Here is an 18,688-nt window from a genome sequence, read left to right on the forward strand (position 1 = left end):
GAATTACCCCAGGGGGTATGCTTACGACCGTAGCACGAGTACCCCAGGGGGTATTTTCAAGGGCAGGGAAAGCCCTCGGAAACGCTTCACGAGTACCTCGCACACGGCCGGACATCCGGTCCGCGCCGCGCGAGCCGACCAGAAGGACCACTGCCATGCGCTACGACCGCACCGTGCACCTCGACACCGACTTCGCCACCACCGTGGGCCGGGTCCGCGACGCCCTCGCCGCCCAGGGCTTCGGCATCCTCACCGAGATCGACGTCACCGCCACGCTCAAGGAGAAGCTCGACCACGACATGGAGGACTACGTCATCCTCGGCGCCTGCAACCCGCCCCTGGCCCACCGCGCCCTGGAGACCGACCGCACCATCGGCCTGCTGCTGCCCTGCAACGTCGTCGTCCGCCGCGACGGCGACCGAACCGCCGTACAGGCCCTCGACCCCGGCACCATGGTCACCCTCACCGGACTCGACGCCCTGCGCCCGGTCGCCGAGGAGGCCACCCGCCGCCTCGACGCCGCCCTCGCCTCCCTCACTGCGGCCGATGCCGACAGCTGACGTCACCCCGAGAAATCGCATCCATCGGCTACCGGGGTACGCACGCCTCCCACGTCAGTCCATGACCGGCGTCGCCCCCCTCCGGCACACCGGACATCAAGGGTTCGCAATCCTCGCGGGCCGACCCGGCGACTGGACCAAGGCCACAGGGCAGGCCCCGGCGGAGGAAACATGACCACGACCGTCCCGGCACGCGTGCGGCTCGGGCTGCGCGCCAACCTCGCCCAGTTCACCCTGCTCGTCACAGTCAACGCCCTGGTCGGCGGCATGCTCGGGCAGGAACGCACCGTCCTGTCGCCGCTCGCCGAGCAGATCTTCGGCCTGAACGCCTACACCGCCGCGCTCACCTACATCGTGGCTTTCGGCGCCACCAAGGCCGTCGCCAACTTCTTCGCCGGCGCCCTCTCCGACGCCCACGGCCGCAAGCCCGTCCTCGTCGCCGGCTGGCTGGTCGCCCTCCCCGTGCCTGCGATGCTGGCCTGGGGACCGAGCTGGGCATGGATCGTGGCCGCGAACGTCCTGCTCGGCGCCTCCCAGGGCCTGACCTGGTCGACCACCGTCATCATGAAGATCGACCTCGCCGGACCCGCACGCCGCGGCCTGGCGATGGGACTGAACGAGGCCGCCGGATACATGGCCGTCGCGGTCACCGCCATGGCCACCGGCGCCATCGCCGACCACGCCGGCCTGCGCCCCGAACCCTTCCTCCTCGGCGCCGCCTACGCCGCACTGGGCCTCGGCCTGTCCACCCTCGCCGTACGCGAGACCCGCGACCACGCCCGCGCCGAGACCGAGCTCCACCCCGTACAGGCACCAGCCGAACGCGAGTTGACCACCGGACAGATCGCCCGTCGCACCAGCTTCACCGACCGCGCCCTGTCCGCCGCCAGCCAGGCCGGTCTGGTCAACAACCTCAACGACGCCCTCGCCTGGGGGATCTTCCCCCTGCTCTTCGCCGCCCACGGCCTGACCATCGGACAGATCGGCATCCTCGCCGCCCTGTACCCGGCCGTCTGGGGCGCCGGGCAACTCGTCACCGGCTGGTGGTCCGACCGCGTCGGACGCAAACACCTCATCACCACCGGCATGCTGCTCCAGGCCGCAGCCATCGCAGTCGTCGCAACCGGCACCACCTTCGGAGTCTGGGCGATCGCCCAGACACTCCTCGGCATCGGCACCGCACTCGTCTACCCGACCCTGCTCGCCGTCATCGGCGACGTCGCCCACCCCGCCTGGCGCGCCCGCGCCGTCGGCGTCTACCGCCTGTGGCGCGACGGCGGCTTCGCCGTCGGCGCCCTCCTCGCCGGAATCCTCGCCGACGCCTACGGCCTCACCACCGCGATCTGGGCCGTCGCCGCCCTCACTGCCGCCTCCGGCCTGCTCGTCGCAGTCCGCATGTACGAAACCCACCCCCGTCCCGCTCTGCCCGACACCTGAGCCGGAGAACCGGCCCATGTCCGATCTCGCCGCACAGGGCAAACAGTTGGCGGAGATCCACACCTGGGGACCGGCCACCAATCGGCGCTTCCGCGTGCACGGGTGACCGCAGGAAGGGCTGAAGGCAGGGGCTTTTCCGGCTCGGCACCCGCGGCGGCGAGGGAGATCGGCGCGATCTCGCTGCCGGCGAACAGCGCGTTGAGCACGATCAGCACGGCGATGAGCGCGAGGTCCAACCAGTAGCCGTCCATGGGCCGACGGTGTCATCCGCTCGCCGTGCGGTCCTGCGGATGGGCGCGTGGTGGTGCCACAGGCGTTCAGTCCCTGTGTCTCACGCCGTCCTCCGGCTGAACCGTGCCCGCCCGGCGCGCCAGGCGTGCTCGGTCAGGAGCACGGTGGAGGCGGTGGCGAGGCAGATCGTCCACTGAACGGGGCTGAGGGGGACGGTGTCGAAGACACCCTGGGCGAACGGCACCTGTACGACGATGACCTGGAGGGTGAGGACGGCGGCCAGGCAGATCCACAGGGTGCGGTTGTGCAGCTGGTGGCGGCCGAGGACGGGGCCGTCCTCGCTGCGCGCGGCCAGGGCGTTGAAAAGCTGGAAGAGGACGAACGTGGTGAAGGACATGGTGTTTACGGTTGCGGTGTCGGTGAAGTGACGGGCGGTGGCGAAGACGGCCACGGTGCCCATGGCCATGACTGCGCCGGAGCGGGTGATGGCGGTCAGGCGGCGGGCGTTCAGGATGCGTTCGCCGGGCGGGCGGGGCGGGCGGTGCATCACGTTGCTCCGCGGGGGGTCGATGCCCAGGGCCATGGCGGGCGGCCCATCCATGATGATGTTGACCCACAGGAGCTGGACGGCGGACATGGGAGCTGGTAGTCCGGCCAGCACGGTGGCGAGCAGGGTGAGGATCGCGCCGATGTTGGTCGACAGCTGGAAGCGGACGAAGGTGACGATGTTGTCGTAGATGGAGCGGCCTTCGCGGACGGCGCGGACGATGGTGGAGAAGTCGTCGTCGGTGAGGACCATGTCGGCGGCTTCTTTGGCGACGTCGGTGCCGGTGATGCCCATGGCGACGCCGATGTGGGCGGCGCGCAGGGCTGCGGCGTCGTTGACGCCGTCTCCGGTCATGGCCACGATGTGGCCCTTCCGGGAGAGCGCGCGGACGATCGTCACCTTGTGTTCGGGGGCGACACGTGCAAAGACACCGACGCTCTCGATGCGGTCCGCGAGGTCCTGTTCGCTCATCCGAGCCAGTTCGGTGCCGGTGACGACCTCGCCGGTGATTCCGAGTTCACGGGCGATGGCCGCAGCGGTGTCGGCATGGTCACCGGTGACCATTTTGACGGAGACGCCGGCGGCGTGGGCGAGGGCGACGGCGTCGCGGGCCTGAGGGCGGGGCGGGTCGGCGATCCCGGCGACCGCGGTCAGGGTCAGCCCCGCCACCTCTCGCGGGTTCGGCTGGTCGGTGACGGCGTTGGCCGCCCCGAGGACACGCAGGCCCAGGCCGGCCATCTGCTGGGCGGCGTCGGTGACCGCACGGCGGCGCTCGGCGTCGAGGGGCGCGGGTCCGTGTTCGGTCAGGACGTGGGTGCAGCGGTCCAGGAGGACGTCGACGCCTCCTTTGGCGTGGATGCGGGTGCAACCATCGGCGTCGGTGTGGAAGGTGGCCATGTACTTGGCGGCCGGATCGAAGGGGATCTCACCGATACGCGGCGTGTGGGCGCGCAGTTCGGGGTGAAGACCCGCTTTGGCAGCGAGCACCAGCAAGGCGGCCTCGGTGGGGTCTCCGATGATGCCGTCCAAGGTGAGGCGGGCGTCGTTGCACAGCGCGAACGGCAGCACCGCGTCATGCAGCACCGTGTCGTACAGGTCCACCGAGTGCTGCCCGTCTGCGGGGCGCACGGTGCCTGCGGTGTCGTAGCCCTCGCCGGTCACGTCGTAGCTGCGCCCGGCGGCCCACAGGGCGCGGGTGGTCATCTCGTTCAGGGTCAGGGTGCCGGTCTTGTCGCTGCACACCACGGTCGTGGAGCCGAGTGCCTCGACGGAGGCCAGGCGCTTGACGATGGCGCCGCGGCGGGCCATGCGGTAGACGCCCAGGGCCAGGGTGAGCGCGAGAACGGCGGGTAGCCCCTCGGGGATCGCGGCGACTGCCAGGGCCACCGCCCGCAGCGCGAGATCGGCCAGGTCTTCGCCGCGCAGGAGGGCCACGAGTGCGTAGGCGGCCACGGCGATGCCGCTGACCAGGGCCAGGCGTCGGCCCAGGCTGTCCATCTGGACCTGGAGCGGGCTGGGCGGTTCCGCGCCGGTGCGCAGCGCCTCGGCGATCGCCCCGACCTCGGTGCGCATGCCGGTGGCCGTGACGACCATCTCGGCGCGGCCGCGGGTCAGCGCGGTGTTCATGAAGAGCATGCCGGTGCGCTCGGCGACGGGTACGGGGTCGTCACCGGCGGCCGCGGTGGGCGATGTTGTCTTGGCGACGGGATGCGACTCTCCGGTGAGCGCGGCTTCGGCGGCCTCGACCGAGGCGGCGACCGCCAGGCGCCCGTCGGCCGGGACACGGTCGCCTGCTTCCAGAAGAACGACGTCGCCGGGCACCAGTGTGCCGGCGGAGATCACCTTCACTTGACCGTCGCGACGCACGCGCGTGGTGGGTACCAGCATCTGGCGCAGCGCTTCCAGGCTGTGCTCGGCGCGGCGTTCTTGAACGTAGCCGATGGTGGCGTTGATGAGGAGGACGGCGGCGATCACGAGGGCGTCCTTGATGTCGCCGATGATTCCGGCGACGACGGCGGCGGCGAGCAGGATGCCGATCAGCCAGCTGCGGAACTGGTCCAGCAGGCGCAGCCACTGCGGCCGACGGGCCGGTTCGGCCAGTTCGTTGGCTCCCCAGATACCGGCCCGCTGCTCGGCGTCCGCCGTGGTCAGGCCCGTGGCCGGGGCCACGCCGAGCAGATCCGCCACCTCGGCCGCATCTCGCTCGTAGGTGTCCGCCACCAGCTGCGGGGGTGTCTGCGCGGGCGGGGCGTGGGGTCCGGCCGTGATGGGGGTCTGCTGAGGCACGGTCACTCCTTGCCACGGACGACGGTGACGGGGCAGTGCGCGTGGTGCAGCAGGGCCTGGCTGACCGAGCCGAGCAGCAGGCCGGTGAAGCCGCCCCGGCCCCGGGCGCCGACCACGACCAGCTGGCCCTCCAGGCTGGCGTCGATCAGTGCCGGGCGGATCCGGGAGCGCGTCAGGCGCCGCTCCACCGCAACCTGCGGAAAGACCTCCTGCCAGGAAGCCACCGCCTCGTCCAGCACATGCTGCTCGGCCTCGCGGAGATGGTCGAGGTCCGCCACCACGGCGGTCAGGGGGTCGCCGGGCCCTTCATAGGCCCGCTCGCTCCAGGTGTTCCACACGTGCACGGCCACCAGCGGTGCCTTGCGCAGAGCGGCCTCGGCGAACGCGAACTCCACCGCCGCCTCGCCGGCTTCGGATCCGTCCACCGCCAGCAGCACCGCACCGGCCGGATCGGGGCGGCCGCGCACCACCATCAACGGGCAGTGACCATGTGCGGCCAGCTGCACCGCCGTCGAACCCAGCAGCAGCCCGGTGAAACTGCCCAGACCGCGGCTGCCGACCACGACCAGCGCTGCCGAGCGCGACTCGATCTCCAGGGCCTCAAGCGCCTCACCGGCCATCACGGACCGGGTGATCTCGATGCCCGGCGCAACCGCGTGTGCCCGTTCCTCGGCGCGGGCCAGCGCCCCATGCGCCATCGGCTCCAGACCGTGGCCGGCCGGGCTCCACGGCGGCGCGCCGGTCGGCAGGTGTCCGGACGCATGGCCGAAGGCGTGCACGATCCGCAGTGCCGCCCCGCGCAGGTGCGCCTCACGAGCCGCGACGTCGACCGCGTCGAGGCTGGACGCGGAACCGTCCACACCCACGATCACCGGATCACTCACAGCGCTCTCCCATCCCGGTACGCCGCCGACGCGCGGCTCTTCCTGAGTTCCCAGCCTCAGGGCAGCCGCCCGCTGCAGCCAGGGGCCATCCGGCCGCACGAGGGACCGCTCGGCCCTGCCGATACGCCCCGAGTGGTCGGGACACCGGCCATCACCCCATACCGGCCGGGCTCCGGCATCACCGCCCGCCCGCGCCCGCCCGCTCGGCGACCTGCGTCGGCTGGGCAACCGGGAGACCCCGGCGGTGCTGTCCGTGCTGGTGGTGGAGGACTTCGCCATGGCCGCTACCTGCCCCTGCTCGCCGTCGTCACTTCCGGAGGCACCTGGTGGCAGGCGCTGCTCGCGGTCGTGGCGGCCATGGCGGCCGTCGCCGCGGCGATCACCGCATCCTGACGCTGGGCCATCATGTCGGCCGGGTCCTGTGGCACCCCGACGCCGAGCTGGTGCCGCTGCGGGTCCTCGGCATCACCCTGATCGTGGCTGCGCTGGCCGAGACCATCCATGTCTCCGCCGCCGTCGGCGCCTTCCTGATCGGACTCGCACTGACCGGGGCCGCCGCCGGCCGGGCTCGCGTCGTGCTCAGCCCGCTGCGCGACCTGTTCGCCGCCGTGTTCTTCCTGGCCCTCGGCCTGTCCGTCGATCCGGGTGACCTGTTGCCGATGCCGCCCGCAGCCTCGGCACTGGCCGTGTTCACGGCGGCCGCCAAGCTGGCCTCCGGGTGGTATGCCGCCGGCCGCGAGAGCGCGGGTCGCCACGGCCGGCCGCGGGCCGGAACGGCGCTCACCGCCCGCGGCGAGTTCTCCGTCGTCATCATCGGCCTGGCCGCCCCGCGCAGGGCCGCCTGGCGGTCCTGGTGACCACCTACGTGATGCTCCTCGCGGCATGCGGCCCCGTCCTCACTCGCTTCGCGCGCACCCGGCACCCGGTCCCCCGCCCGTCCACAGCGTGAACCCAGCCGCCGGACGAGGTCAGTGATGCATGTCCGCTCCCCGCACCACCGCGACCGGGCAGTGGGCGTGGTGCAGCAGGGCGTGACTGACCGACCCGAGCAGCAGCCCGGCGAAACCGCCGCGCCCGCGGGCACCGACCACCACCAGCTGAGCGGACCGGCTCGCCTCGATCAACGCCTCCCGCGTCCTGCCGTGCACCACCCTGTGCTCCACCACCACATCCGGGTACTTCTCCCGGTGGCCGGCGAGGGCCTCGTACAGCAGGCGCTCCTCCTCCGCCCCGAGCGCGCTCGGAGGGTTCGCGTACGGTGTCGACGCATCCTGCGGTGGAGGCAGCGGCGCGTTCCACGTGGTCCAGGCGTGCAGCGCCAGCAAGGGGGCGTTCCGCAGCGCGGCCTCGGCGAAGGCGAAATCCACCGCCCGCTCTCCCGCGACCGAACCGTCGACGCCCAGCACGATCGGACCGTCGACACCGGGCTGGTCACGCACCACCAGCACCGGACACTGGCCGTGCGCCGCCAGATGCACCGCCGTCGACCCCACCAGTAGCCCGACGAACCCGCCCATGCCCCGGGATCCGACCACCACCAGTTCGGCGGAACGCGACTGCGCATCCAGGACCGTCAGCGGCTCACCGGTCACCGAGGCCTGACTGACATCAACCTCCGGAGCCGCCGCACGCGCCCGCTCCACCGCCTCCGTCAGAAGACGTTCCACCATGTTCCGGACCCCGCCCTCGGACGGGCCCAGCGGCGACGGCCCCAAAGGCACGTGCATCGCGGGCCAGATGAACGCATGCACCACCCGCAGCCCCGCCCCGCGCAGACGCGCCTCCCGCGCCGCTACCTCTACCGCGGCAAGACCCGACGCCGACCCGTCCACACCCACGACCACCAGACCACTCATCGTGCCTCCCATGTCCCGGATGCCCTTGCCTTCCACCTCCAGCCTCACCCCGGTCACGCCCCGCTGCCATGGGGCATGACGGCCCCTACCAAGGCCGACCAGCCCTCCCTCGCGACGGCGACAGCGCGGGATCACGGCGCTTCGGCACGAGGCCGTGGCGGGGCCGGACGGCGACCCGTCCGGCCCTGGGCGGAGGGCCGAGGGACCCCTGCGCTCACAGAGGTACTCTTGGTGCTCTGGAGGTGGCGGGGAGGGCCCTCACCGACGCGGAGGAGCAGCCGAAAGCTGCGCACCGCGCAATCCGGATCCGCGAGAAGCGGTTGGGCCCTCCTCGCCGTCGAGCGCTCTGTGGTGCAGCTGATGTGCAACCGCCCAGCCTGAGGGCGCCCACGCCACCTACGACGCCGTCCCCGACCGCTGCACCGCCCACCTCCGCCGCGTCACGCTGTCTGCCTGATCAGTCTTCTTCTGCGGTTGTGTGACTGACTGTGCTGAGCCTCGGCTAACGCGGCGCCGCCAGCGCCCTCTTCCGCGCCGCGCCGCGGACCTGTACCTCATCCTGCGGTGGTCGCAGCCGTGTGGTGGCGGCTGGTGAAGGCCGCCCCGGGGCGGGTCGCCGGGCGCCTGACGGCCGCCGGCGCCGCGACCGCCGTACCCGGTGGTGCTCACGGCGTTCCTCGCCACCAGGCCGCCGCAGCCCGGCTGGTCCCGGCGCGCCGCCTCGACGGTGGCCTTTTCCCAGGGGCGGGCGATGACCTCCGCGGCCGCGGCGCCCTTCGCGCCCCACCGCCTATCAGCCGCCCCGGCTCCCCGTGCCACCCGCCACAGCCCCGGAGAGCCGGCGATGAGCTGCAGCCTCACTCTGCGCATCGACTGCATCGCCTGCACGGAGCAGGGCCTGTGCGCCGAGCTCCTCCCAGAGCTGATCGACCTCGACGAACGGTGATACCCCGTCCTCAAGGACGGGGCCGTCCCCGACCGACTGCGTGCCCACGCCCGCCGAGCCGTCGCCGCCTGCCCCGTCCTCGCCCTGCACACCGACGACGACCGGACCTGACCAGCAGGCGTCGACGCCGGGGTACGGCCCAGGCAGCGGGGCCGTTCGTCCCCGCGCGGGTGCTGGACGGCGCGGTGTGCTGGACGGTGACCGAAACGAAGGTTGCCGCATCGGACGGACCGAGGTGCGCCATGGACAACACCACCAGAATCACCGTCACGGCACGGCTGCGCCGCCTGACCGGCGCGATCGTCTCCCCACGGCTGGAACCCGCACTCCTGGCCGTCACGGCGGCGGCTCTGACGGCCGGTGGCATCGCCTGGCTCGTCGGCGCCGGCGGCCTCGCGGACCTGTTCTGGGGCCTGGGCACGATATCCGCCGTCGTACCCGCGGTGGGGTGGGTGCGGGACGCGCTGCGGCACGGGCGCGCGGGCGTTGACCTGATCGCCGTGCTGGCCCTGGGCGGCACCCTGGCCGTGGGCGAGTACCTGGCCGGGGCCCTGATCGCGCTGATGCTCGCCACCGGCCGCACCCTAGAGGCCGCCGCCCAGCGGCGTGCCTCCCACGACCTGCGCGCCCTGCTCGAACACGCACCGCGCTCGGCGCGCCGCCTTACGGACACCGGGGTGGACACGGTGCCGCTGACCGAGGTCGGTGTCGGCGACCTGCTCGTCGTAGGTCCCGGCGAAGTGGTCCCCGTGGGCGGACGGGTGGAGAGCACCACCGCCGTCCTCGACGAATCGGTGCTCACCGGTGAGCCCCTCAAGGTCGAACGGCCGCAGGGCGAGACGGTCCGCAGCGGTGTGGTCAACGCGGGCGGCGCCTTCCAGCTTCGGGCGATCGCAACCGAGCAGGACAGCACCTACGCGGGCATCATGCGGCTGGCCCGGCAGCCCGGGGCGGAGTCCGCGCCCGTGGTGCGGCTCGCCGACCGCTACGCGGCCTGGTTCCTTCCCCTGTCCCTCGTGGTGGCGAGACTGGCCTGGCTACTCAGCGGATCCGCGGTACGGGCGGTCGCGGTCCTGGTGGTCGCCACCCCCTGCCCCCTGCTGCTGGCCGCGCCCGTCGCGATCGTGTCCGGCCTGTCCCGGGCCTCCCGCCTCGGCGTGGTCATCCGCGACAGTGGAGCACTGGAGAACCTCGGTCGTGCCCGCACCCTGCTGCTGGACAAAACCGGGACGCTCACCGGCGGCCGCCCCCGCGTCCTGGACGTGACCGCCGCTCCCGGCCGTAAGCCCACGGAGGTGCTCCGCCTGGCAGCATCCCTCGACCAGTACTCGCCGCACGTTCTCGCCCACGCCATCGTCGACACGGCCCGTGAACGCAAGCTGGAGCTGTCGGTTCCGGCGGACGTCACGGAGGAGCCCGGACGCGGTGCCTCGGGCACGGTGGACGGGCACCGGGTCTACATCGGCCGTCTCAACCTCTCGGACGTACAGCCTTCCTGGAGCCGCGCCGTCGACAATCGCGCCCTCCTCGACGGCGCGGCCGTCGCCTGGCTGACCGTCGACGGACAGCCGGCCGGCGCCGTCCTCCTGCGCGACCCCGTCCGGCCCGACGCGCCCCGCACCCTGCGCCACCTGCGAGCGGCGGGCATCGAACGGCTGATGATGCTCACCGGCGACCGCGCCGAACCCGCCCAGGAGGTCGCCGCCGTCCTCGGCCTCGACGACTGAGATCAGCCACGAGACGATCTACCGAACGGACAGTGGCGCTCACAGATCACCGATGCCCGACCAATCGAGGAGCGGCCCCAGGCGGCGGAGGACCGCAGCGAGTTCGGGCATCTGGAAAGCGATCTGCTGATCGGGTCGAACAACAGCCAGGTCGCCACACTGGTCGACCGGAAGTCACGGTTCCTCACGGTCGTGAAACTCGCCAGCCGCCACACCACCGTGGTCGTTCCCGCTCTGGCCGAGACCTACGAACGCATGGACCCCCGACTACGCAGCACGCTGACCTGGGATCGCGGCATGGAACTGGCAGCCCACAAGCGGTTCACCGCCGACACCGGTGTCGACGTGTTCTTCGCAGCCCCGCGTAGCCCCTGGCAACGTGGCACCAACGAGAACACCTGTCAACGGTCATTGAGATGCCCAGGTGGGTGGCCGTTGGATGTCGAGGCTGGTGGCCAGCAGAAACCCAGGCGTGTGGCCAGTGGTGTTCCTGGGGTGGGGTCAGTTCAAGGGGACCACTCCCTTCCCGGCGAGGGCCTCGGCGAGGCGATGCGAGTCGCCGGTGGTGGTCACGAGGTGAGCGTGGTGCATGAGGCGAATGCCTGTGCGTTCACGGAGAGCGGGAGCAGGAGTGCGGTGGCGGCCACCGCGGTTGTGAGGACAACACCCAGTCGCTTCGCATGCATGGTTTCCTCCTCGGCCGGGAAGCAGGACTCCAGTCACAAGCAGTCACCGGCTCAGCCGGGTGACCTCGTTCCCGTTGCTTGACTGGACCCATACGGTAAAGGGCGGGCCCAACTTCGAGGCTTCTGCGCCGGCTGGCAGCACTGTTATGGCGCACGAAAGCCTCCCTTACAAGCTAAGTCGGGTGATTCCAGGCTGCGACCTGAGACCGTCGCGCAGGCAAGCGCCGTAGAGCACGCTGGAACAGGGCCTGGTAGTCATCGAGTTGCGGCGCTCTGGTTGCCGACGTGTGATCCGACCCATCCGCCGGGCTGCCACCCGTGGACCGAGACAAACAAGGTTTGAACGCTCGGGATGACAGATGGTCACGGCGGCGGCACAGGTACCCGGGGATCTTGGGGGTGAGAGACATGGGGTGCAAGGGCGAGTTGCTCCCGCTGTGCGCACCCCGACGCCGACTTCGCCACCGTCGTCTCTCGGTTCTGCGACGCTCAAGGCCGAGCTGGATCACGGCATGGAGGACTACGTCGTCCTCGGCGCGTGCAACCCGCCCCTCGCCCACCGCACTCTGGAGGCGCCGACCGCACCGTCGGCCTGCTGCTGCCCTGCACCGTGGTCGTCCGCGGGGACGGCGACCACACCGCCCTGCAGGCCCTTGCCCCCGGGCGCGACGGTCGCGTTGGCCGAACTCGATGCCCTGCGCCCGGTCGCCGAGAAAGCCAGGCGCCGTATCGACGCCGCCCTGACCTCTCTCACCCGGGCGGGCCCGGGCAGGCGAGCGGCCCTCAGTCACCCAACGGCGTCGGGGCCGACTGACCCCACGACGCCCGATTCCGTGACGGCAGGCCGGTCACCCGGTGAGCAGTTGCTGGACAAGGGAGCCGATCGCGAGGGTGGCAGCGCCCGCGGCCGCGTCGGTGGCGACGTGGTTGGCGGTGGCCAGGACGACCGTGAAGGTGGTGAGCACGTGGCAGATGGCCAATACGCGTACCCGGATGCGGCGGGCCAGGAAGGCCAGGGTCAGGCCGGACCAGATGATGTGCACCAAGGGCGTGGCGGCGTAATGGTCGGACAGTGACGCCACGTCACCGGGGCCCGGGACTCCCATGTGTGGTGGACGACCACGGTGTCGACGAAGCCCTGACCGGCCCGGAGGCGGGGCGGGGCGGTGGTGCAGAAGGCGAAGCCGGACAGCAGGAAGGATGGCCGGGTACAGGGCGGTGCGCACCGAGCGCTAGCGGCCGGGGCGACGGACGTCGAGCCAGATCAGTAGGTAGTAGTGGTTCATCTCCGCGATCAGCCAACCCGCGCTGTCGGCGGCGTGGTTGTTCGTCCGCTCGATCGTCACGCGCGCCCCTGACTGGTGGCGCCGGTCCCGATGTGGGTCAGCGTGTTCTTGTCGTCGTCGCTGCTGCGCGGCAGGTGGCTGGCGATCAGGTGCTCGCGCGGTGAACAGGACCGGGGAGATGCGGTCGTTCAGCCGCAAACTGAGGAAGTGGTTGGCGTGGTCGATGCGCAGCGTCTCGATCCAGGCCCGGGCCGGTGGTGCAGGCGAGCACGTAGCGGGCGAACAACCGTCTCCGCGCTGTTACGGCTGCCCTTCGGGAAGGGCGACTTCCGCCCAGATGGTCTTGCCGGCGGCCTTGTGACGGGTCCCCCAACGCCGGGCGAGCTGGGCGACCAGCAGCAGACCACGCCCGCCCTCGTCGAAGATCCGGGCCCGCCGCAGATGGGGGGCGGCACTGCTGCTGTCGGACACCTCGCAGATGACCGCGGTGTCGCGGATGACGCGCAGCTGGATAGGCGGGCCTCCGTAGCGAATGGCGTTGGTGACCAGCTCGCTGACCACCAGCTCGACGGTGAAGGCGATCTCTTCCAGCCCCCAGGCGGCAAGCCGGCGAGCGACCTCGGCACGGGTACCGGCCACGGCCGCAGGGTCGCCGGCCAGGTCCCAGGTGGCAACCTGCCTGGAGTCCAGAGCGCGGGTGCGGGCGATGAGCAGGGCGATGTCGTCCGTGGGCTGGCCGTGGAGCAGACTGTCCAGAACGGCTTCGCACACCTCCTCCGGCTGGTCGGCAGGGCCGGTCAAGGCCCTTCGCAACTGTTCGAGTCCCGCATCGATGTCTCGGCCGCAGGCTTCTGCCAGGCCGTCGGTGTACAGCGCGAGCAGACTGCCTTCGGGCAGCTCCCGCTCAGTGACCTCGAAAGGCAGCCCGCCCACTCCCAGCGGGGGACCGGGCGGGACGTCGAGGAAGTCGACGGTGCCGTCCGGCGTGACCACTGCGGGCGGGGGATGTCCGGCGCTGGCGACGGTGCAGCGGTGCGAGATCGGGTCATAGACCACGTACACACATGTGGCGACGAGATCGGTGACGGTCTCCAGTCCCGGATCGATGGCCGTGTCCTCCTCCGCCGTGAGGTGGGTGACCAGGTCGTCCAGGTGAACAAGGAGTTCGTCGGGGGGCAGGTCGACATCGGCCAGCGTGCGCACCGCGGTCCGTAGCCGCCCCATGGTGGCGGACGCACGCAGCCCGTGGCCCACCACATCTCCGACGACCAGGGCCACCCGGGCGCCGGACAGCGGAATCACGTCGAACCAGTCACCGCCCACCCCGGCACGGGAGCGGGCGGGAAGGTAGCGGCAAGCCACCTGCACCGCCTCTTGCTCCGCCAACTGCTGTGGAAGCAGGCTCCGTTGCAGGGCCTCGGCGGTGGTGCGCTCACGGGTGTAGCGGCGGGCGTTGTCGACGGCCACCGCGGCGCGTGCCGCGATTTCCTCGGCGAGGAGCAGGTCGTCCTCCGTGAAGGGCGCCCGGCGCTGATGGCGGACAAGCACGGCCACACCCAGGGTGATGTCGCGGGCACTGAGCGGCACCACCATCACGGAGTGGACCCCGTGGGCGTGGACCACCCGGGCCCGCTGCGGGTCGCCCGTCGCCCATCGTTCGATCGCCCGGTCCAAGGTGCGGTGGAGAGAGGACCGGCCGGTGGCCATGACGCGGGCGGGCGGCGAGGACTGCGGGTAGTAGTCCACCTCGCCGACCCTGATCACCGACTCGGGGACGCCCGGCAGGACCGACTGGTGTGCAGCGCGGAGAAGAGCCACGCCCTCGCCGGACGGCCTGGGCTCCACGCCGCGGAAAAGCGAGTCCAGCAGGTCGACGGTGACGAAGTCGGCCAGCCGGCCTGCCACCGCATCGACCATCTCCTGAGCGGTCTGCGCCACATCCAGTGTGCTGCCCACCCGGGCGCTGACCTCGTTCAGCAGGGCGAGGCGTTCCCGGGCCCCGTACTCCGCGGTGGTGTCCACCGCGGTGAACTGCACGCGATGCACCTGGCCGGCCGCGTTCCTCAGCGGGGACAGAGTCACCGACCAGACCTGCTCACCAGGCTCGGCCCTGGCGTCGGCGTACACCTCCAGGTGCTCGGCTACGCCCGTTTTGAACACCCGGCATATCCCGCCTTCCACCTCTTCGTAGGCGGTGCCGGGCATGAACTGCGTGAACCGCCGACCGCGCATCTGGTCTTCGGTCAGGCCGGCCTCATGGGTCATACCGCTGCTTGCCCGGAGGATCCGCAGCTCGGCGTCACAGATCGCCACCGGCACATGGCATTGCGTGAACGCCTCCTCCACCATGGCGTCCCCCACGCGCCGAGACGGATGCTCCATAGGCGTGGACACGATCAGCCCTCCACGGTCCGGTTATGGATACCCCACCCTCACAGTCCTGCCTCCTGTCTACCGCTCTTTTCTCGCCTCCGCAGATCGCCCGGCGAGCACGGGTACAGCCCCCCGTCGGCCACCACCGACCCGCACATGCCGGCCAACAGCCGTGCGGGCGAGCGGCCCGGCCGAGGCCGTATCGGCCTCGGCCGCGGCAGAGGAGTTGCCTGACAGGCAAGTACCAGTAGGGGTATTCGACTGCCACCCTCCAGGCCGTCATAGCCTCGCCGACGCTAAACCCCTGGGGGTATATGAGCAGTCGGCCACCTGCGCGCGGAGCGGCCCGCCCAAAGCTGTGACCCACACCGAGAAGCACCCGGCGCGCACCGGCGCGACTCTTCGATGCACCCCCGCCAAGACCGGTTCGCACCGGCAACACAGGCACCGGCGTAAGGACGCAACCATCCGCCTCACGGCCTCAAGCTCCGGCGGCCGCCAATCCGCTCGACGTGATGAACGGGAAGAACCCGACGCGCCGGTACGACGGCTACACCTCATGCCCGCTGGTGACCGCCCGCGACCGAATGCTCCTGGCCGAGTTCGACTACGAGCCGAAGCCCTCGCCCACCTTCCCGCTGATCGACACCTTCAAGGAACGGCGCGATGCCGACCGGCCGCCTCTGACCGGCCGCCCTTGATCGACCGGCCCGGACTTCCCCCCGACCCGGGCCGGTCTGCCACACGCCCGGCACACGCGGCGAGGCGCACCACTGCGAACGGCAGCCGAAGCCCGCCGCGGAGTCAGGCACCTGGAATACCCCCTGGGGTATTCATGTCATGGTCCATGCATACCCCAGGGGGTAATTCCGACGGGAAGGAAACGTCGTGTTCTTCATCGACACCATTGACCTCGAGGGCCTCGGCAACCGCAGCTACCTTGCCGGCGGCCGGCAAACGGCCGTGGCCGTCGATCCGCCGCGCGACTTCGACCAAGTACTGGCGGTGGCCGCGCGTCGCGGGGTGCGGATCTCGCATGTGGTGGAGACCCACGTCCACAACGACTACGTCACCGGTGGTCTGGAGCTGGCCCGGGTGACCGGAGCCGCCTACCTCGTCCCGGCAACGGCGCGGGTTTCGTTCGCGCGGGTGCCGGTGGCCGACGGCGACATTGTCACCATCGACAGCGGGCTGGAGGTGCGTGCCGTTGCCACACCCGGCCACACCCCGCACCACACCTCCTACGTCCTGCAGAAGCAGGGGCAGCCGGTGGCGGCGTTCACCGGCGGATCGCTGCTGATCGGCACGGTGGGCAGGCCGGACCTGGTCGAGCCGCGGCTGACCGAGGAGCTGGCCCGCGCTCAGCACGCCACCGCGCACCGCCTGGCTTCCGAGCTGCCGGACGAGACGTCCGTGCTGCCCACGCACGGCTTCGGCAGCTTCTGCTCCTCGGCGCAGGCCGAGGGGGACGCCACCACCATCGGCAAGGAGAAGTCCGCCAACACGGCGCTGACCACCGACGTGGACTCCTTCGTCGCGCGGCTGCTCGCCGAGCTCGACGACATCCCCGCGTACTACACGCACATGGGTCCGGCCAATGCCGCGGGCCCGGCTCCGCTGGACCTGACCCCGCCGGCTGTAGCGGACGCCGACGAGATCGCCGCCCGCCTCGCGGCCGGCGAGTGGGTCGTGGACCTGCGCAACCGGGTCGCGTTCGCCGAGGGCCACGTCGCGGGGTCCTTCAACTTCGAGACCGACGGCAAGATCGCCACGTACCTCGCGTGGATGATCCCGTGGGGCAAGCCCGTGACCTTGCTCGCCGAGTCCCACGAGCAACTGGCCGCCGCCCAGCGCGAACTCGTCCGGGTCGGCATCGACCGGCCCGCCGCCGCGACCGGCACACCGCAGGAATGGGTGCCCGAGGGTGACAGCCCCGCATCCTTCCCGCGCTCCACGTTCGCGGGCCTGGCCGAACACGGCACGGACGACATCGTCGTCCTGGACGTACGGCGCGACTCCGAACGAGCCACCGGCTACATCGAGAGCTCCGTCCACACCCCGATCCACCGGCTGCACAAACGGCTCGGCGAGGTGCCGGCGGGCACCGTCTGGGTGCACTGCGCCGGCGGGATGCGGGCCGGAATCGCTGCCTCGTTGCTGGACGCCGCAGGGCGCGACGTCGTGGCCATCGACGACGGCTTCGATGCCGCCGCGGACGCCGGACTGACCGTCGTCATCAGCTGAGCCGACGAGTTCGGACAACCGGCAGAACTTTCCGAGAGGTTGAGTGATGTCCCACTTGCGGGTCGAAACCGCCCTGGACGGTCAGCTGGACGAGGACCTGACCGCGCACCAGCAGCCCGCCTCGGGCACACCCTCAACCGCATGCTCGACCAGCTGGCCTGCCGGTCGTCGCACGCCTGATGCTGACCGTCGCCCTCACCATGGCGCTCGTCAGGCGAGGAGTCGCGCAGTGCCTCGTCGCGGTGGCCGCGCTGGACGGCGGCGATCACGATGCGCGGGGCGATGCCGCCTCGGTGCCGACGGCGTGCACGGTGTCGGTGAGTTCCTCGGCGGTGCGCGGCCGGTGCAGGGCGACGTCGGTCCGCCGCTGGGCGCACCACCGGGAAGGAACGCCATGCATACGGCGATAGCACCCCACGGCGGCACTGGCCGCGGCGACCGCCGCGCTGTCGGTGGGCGTGGGGCCGATCCACTCGGCCCCACGATCGCGGGCGTGGACCGGCCCCACAGACCTTCCTGGAGGCAAAGGACGACCTGGGCCAGGACGCCATCGAGGGTGACGCGGGTGCCGTGGTGCAGGTCGGCGAGGGCAGCTCAACAGGAGACGGCCAGAAGCTGATCGTTAGCGGGCTCCGCGGCGTGGCCCCGAGCCACCTGTCGATCGCGGGGATCGTCTCGCGGACGTCGGGCTGTGCAGGCCCATGACGTTGCGCGGGGGAGCGCGCGACGGCGGAGAAGACCGTCGAGACGTACGCCGCCCGACGTCGACCTTTGGGCGGCGGGAGCGGTCGGGTTCGGCCTCGCGCGCCGTCCGCCCCATGGTGATCGTCTTCACCCTGATGGCACCAGGTTCCTGACCAGGACTCGCGGGTGCAGTCTGCGCAGTGCCTCTGGGAACGACCGCGAAGCCGATCGTCCAGCCCCGCTGCTGGGCGCGGCGGGCGGCGATGGTCACCGCGATCGCCGCCACACCCTTCAGGTCGAGGGCAAGGTCTTCCGCAGCTAAGGGCGGACGCGAACCGTTCCAAGCAAGATCCCCGGTCTTCGCGCCGACATCGCCGCTCAGGCCACCGATGGTCGGCGCCGCCGCGCCCTCCCGCGCGGTCACGGTGGCCGCGTACCTCGTGCCGCAGGTCATGGCGTACGCGGGTGTGGCCGGTCTGCCGCCGGTCGCCGGACTCTGGGCGATTCTTCCGGCGCTCGCGGGCATGCACGACGTCGACGACTACCCGCAGGCGCGCACCGTCCCCGGTCTGCTCGTGTACCGCTACGACTCGCCCCTGTTCTTCGCCAACGCGGAGGACTTCCGGCGCCGGGCACTGGCCGCGGTCGACGAACAGACGAAGCCGGTTCGCTGGTTCGTTCTGAATACCGAGGCCAACGTGGAGGTCGACATCACCGCCCTGGACGCCGTGGACGACCTTCGCCGGGAGCTGACGTCCCGCGGCATCGTGTTCGCCCCGGCTCGGGTCAAGCAGGATTTGCAGGACAACCTGCGGGCGTACGGCCTCGCGGGCTCCGTCGGCGCCGACCGCATCTTCCCGACGCTGCCCACCGTGGTGGCCGCGTACCGGGCCTGGTGCCGCGACCGGTGAATTCTCGTGCCGGGCCGACGGGAGGCCGAA

At 71.3% G+C, this 18,688-nt stretch carries 12 protein-coding genes and 6 pseudogenes; 12 read left to right on the forward strand and 6 right to left on the reverse strand.

Translation table 11 applies throughout. The features are described from left to right. Positions 1-155 precede the first annotated feature (155 nt). Together OG568_RS08800 and OG568_RS08805 are read left to right on the forward strand one after the other, a co-directional pair. On the forward strand, positions 156-560 hold the full coding sequence (locus OG568_RS08800; RefSeq protein ID WP_329531003.1) for a DUF302 domain-containing protein: 405 nt from the start codon (positions 156-158) through the stop codon (positions 558-560). A 171-nt stretch (positions 561-731) separates the two neighbouring features. Then, a complete protein-coding gene (locus OG568_RS08805) occupies positions 732-1,997 on the forward strand; it encodes an MFS transporter (RefSeq protein WP_329531004.1) in 1,266 nt (421 codons plus the stop codon). A gap of 331 nt (positions 1,998-2,328) precedes the next feature. Here the strand turns inward: OG568_RS08805 and OG568_RS08810 are convergent, their stop codons facing one another. Next, the gene (locus tag OG568_RS08810; protein WP_329531005.1) at positions 2,329-5,061 is read right to left on the reverse strand and encodes a cation-translocating P-type ATPase; all 2,733 of its coding nucleotides are present in this window, start codon (positions 5,059-5,061) and stop codon (positions 2,329-2,331) included. Positions 5,062-5,063: 2 nt separating this feature from the next. Next, positions 5,064-5,945, reverse strand: coding sequence for a universal stress protein (locus OG568_RS08815; RefSeq protein WP_329531006.1), 882 nt, complete (start codon positions 5,943-5,945; stop codon positions 5,064-5,066). Between the two features lie 326 nt (positions 5,946-6,271). On the opposite strand from OG568_RS08815, the gene OG568_RS08820 reads away from it, so the two are divergent. Continuing rightward, complete coding sequence (locus OG568_RS08820; protein WP_443077592.1) at positions 6,272-6,802, forward strand: cation:proton antiporter; 531 nt, start codon at positions 6,272-6,274, stop codon at positions 6,800-6,802. A gap of 111 nt (positions 6,803-6,913) precedes the next feature. On the opposite strand, the gene OG568_RS08825 is transcribed toward OG568_RS08820, so the two are convergent. Continuing rightward, positions 6,914-7,801: a universal stress protein gene (locus OG568_RS08825; protein WP_329536306.1), complete on the reverse strand. Its 888-nt coding sequence runs from the start codon at positions 7,799-7,801 to the stop codon at positions 6,914-6,916. 658 nt (positions 7,802-8,459) lie between these two features. Between OG568_RS08825 and OG568_RS08830 the strand changes: the two genes are divergently transcribed. The 5 genes and pseudogenes from OG568_RS08830 to OG568_RS08845 form a co-directional block, all read left to right on the forward strand. Next, on the forward strand, positions 8,460-8,747 hold the full coding sequence (locus OG568_RS08830; RefSeq protein WP_329531007.1) for a hypothetical protein: 288 nt from the start codon (positions 8,460-8,462) through the stop codon (positions 8,745-8,747). 24 nt (positions 8,748-8,771) lie between these two features. Then, positions 8,772-8,858: pseudogene (locus OG568_RS08835) on the forward strand (hypothetical protein); the annotation flags it as partial. 131 nt (positions 8,859-8,989) lie between these two features. Then, positions 8,990-10,471 (forward strand): annotated as a pseudogene (locus tag OG568_RS08840) (heavy metal translocating P-type ATPase); the annotation flags it as partial. 48 nt (positions 10,472-10,519) lie between these two features. Next, a pseudogene (locus tag OG568_RS61385) lies at positions 10,520-10,873 on the forward strand (IS30 family transposase); the annotation flags it as partial. 766 nt (positions 10,874-11,639) lie between these two features. Next, a pseudogene (locus OG568_RS08845) lies at positions 11,640-11,921 on the forward strand (DUF302 domain-containing protein); the annotation flags it as partial. Positions 11,922-12,008: 87 nt separating this feature from the next. On the opposite strand, the gene OG568_RS08850 reads toward OG568_RS08845, so the two are convergent. Both OG568_RS08850 and OG568_RS08860 read right to left on the reverse strand, forming a co-directional pair. Continuing rightward, the gene (locus tag OG568_RS08850; RefSeq protein WP_329536307.1) at positions 12,009-12,266 is read right to left on the reverse strand and encodes a phosphatase PAP2 family protein; all 258 of its coding nucleotides are present in this window, start codon (positions 12,264-12,266) and stop codon (positions 12,009-12,011) included. Positions 12,267-12,746: 480 nt separating this feature from the next. Then, entirely contained in the window at positions 12,747-14,840 is a 2,094-nt protein-coding gene (locus OG568_RS08860) for a SpoIIE family protein phosphatase (protein WP_329531008.1), read from the reverse strand. 494 nt (positions 14,841-15,334) lie between these two features. Here OG568_RS08860 and OG568_RS08865 point away from each other — a divergent pair, with 494 nt between their 5' ends. Both OG568_RS08865 and OG568_RS08870 read left to right on the forward strand, forming a co-directional pair. Further along, positions 15,335-15,520 (forward strand): hypothetical protein, encoded by a 186-nt coding sequence (locus tag OG568_RS08865; RefSeq protein ID WP_329531009.1) that lies wholly within the window; start codon positions 15,335-15,337, stop codon positions 15,518-15,520. 187 nt (positions 15,521-15,707) lie between these two features. Then, positions 15,708-17,063, forward strand: a complete 1,356-nt coding sequence (locus tag OG568_RS08870; protein WP_329531010.1) for an MBL fold metallo-hydrolase — start codon at positions 15,708-15,710, stop codon at positions 17,061-17,063. A gap of 265 nt (positions 17,064-17,328) precedes the next feature. Here the strand turns inward: OG568_RS08870 and OG568_RS08875 are convergent, their stop codons facing one another. Then, positions 17,329-17,571: a hypothetical protein gene (locus tag OG568_RS08875; RefSeq protein ID WP_329531011.1), complete on the reverse strand. Its 243-nt coding sequence runs from the start codon at positions 17,569-17,571 to the stop codon at positions 17,329-17,331. Between the two features lie 565 nt (positions 17,572-18,136). Between OG568_RS08875 and OG568_RS08880 the strand changes: the two are divergent. Together OG568_RS08880 and OG568_RS08885 are read left to right on the forward strand one after the other, a co-directional pair. Further along, positions 18,137-18,241: pseudogene (locus OG568_RS08880) on the forward strand (hypothetical protein); the annotation flags it as partial. A 9-nt stretch (positions 18,242-18,250) separates the two neighbouring features. Beyond that, positions 18,251-18,658 (forward strand): annotated as a pseudogene (locus tag OG568_RS08885) (STAS domain-containing protein); the annotation flags it as partial. Positions 18,659-18,688 lie beyond the last annotated feature (30 nt).

Source organism: Streptomyces sp. NBC_01450, from assembly GCF_036227505.1.
Taxonomy (GTDB): domain Bacteria; phylum Actinomycetota; class Actinomycetes; order Streptomycetales; family Streptomycetaceae; genus Streptomyces.

What these genes read in the sequence shown, in the direction of transcription:
- OG568_RS08825 (WP_329536306.1), bottom strand. Translation starts at nt 7,801, where the DNA reads ATGAGTGGTCTGGTGGTCGTGGGTGTGGACGGGTCGGCGTCGGGTCTT.
- OG568_RS08800 (WP_329531003.1), top strand. Translation starts at nt 156, where the DNA reads ATGCGCTACGACCGCACCGTGCACCTCGACACCGACTTCGCCACCACC.
- OG568_RS08850 (WP_329536307.1), bottom strand. Translation starts at nt 12,266, where the DNA reads ATGGGAGTCCCGGGCCCCGGTGACGTGGCGTCACTGTCCGACCATTAC.
- OG568_RS08805 (WP_329531004.1), top strand. Translation starts at nt 732, where the DNA reads ATGACCACGACCGTCCCGGCACGCGTGCGGCTCGGGCTGCGCGCCAAC.
- OG568_RS08865 (WP_329531009.1), top strand. Translation starts at nt 15,335, where the DNA reads ATGAACGGGAAGAACCCGACGCGCCGGTACGACGGCTACACCTCATGC.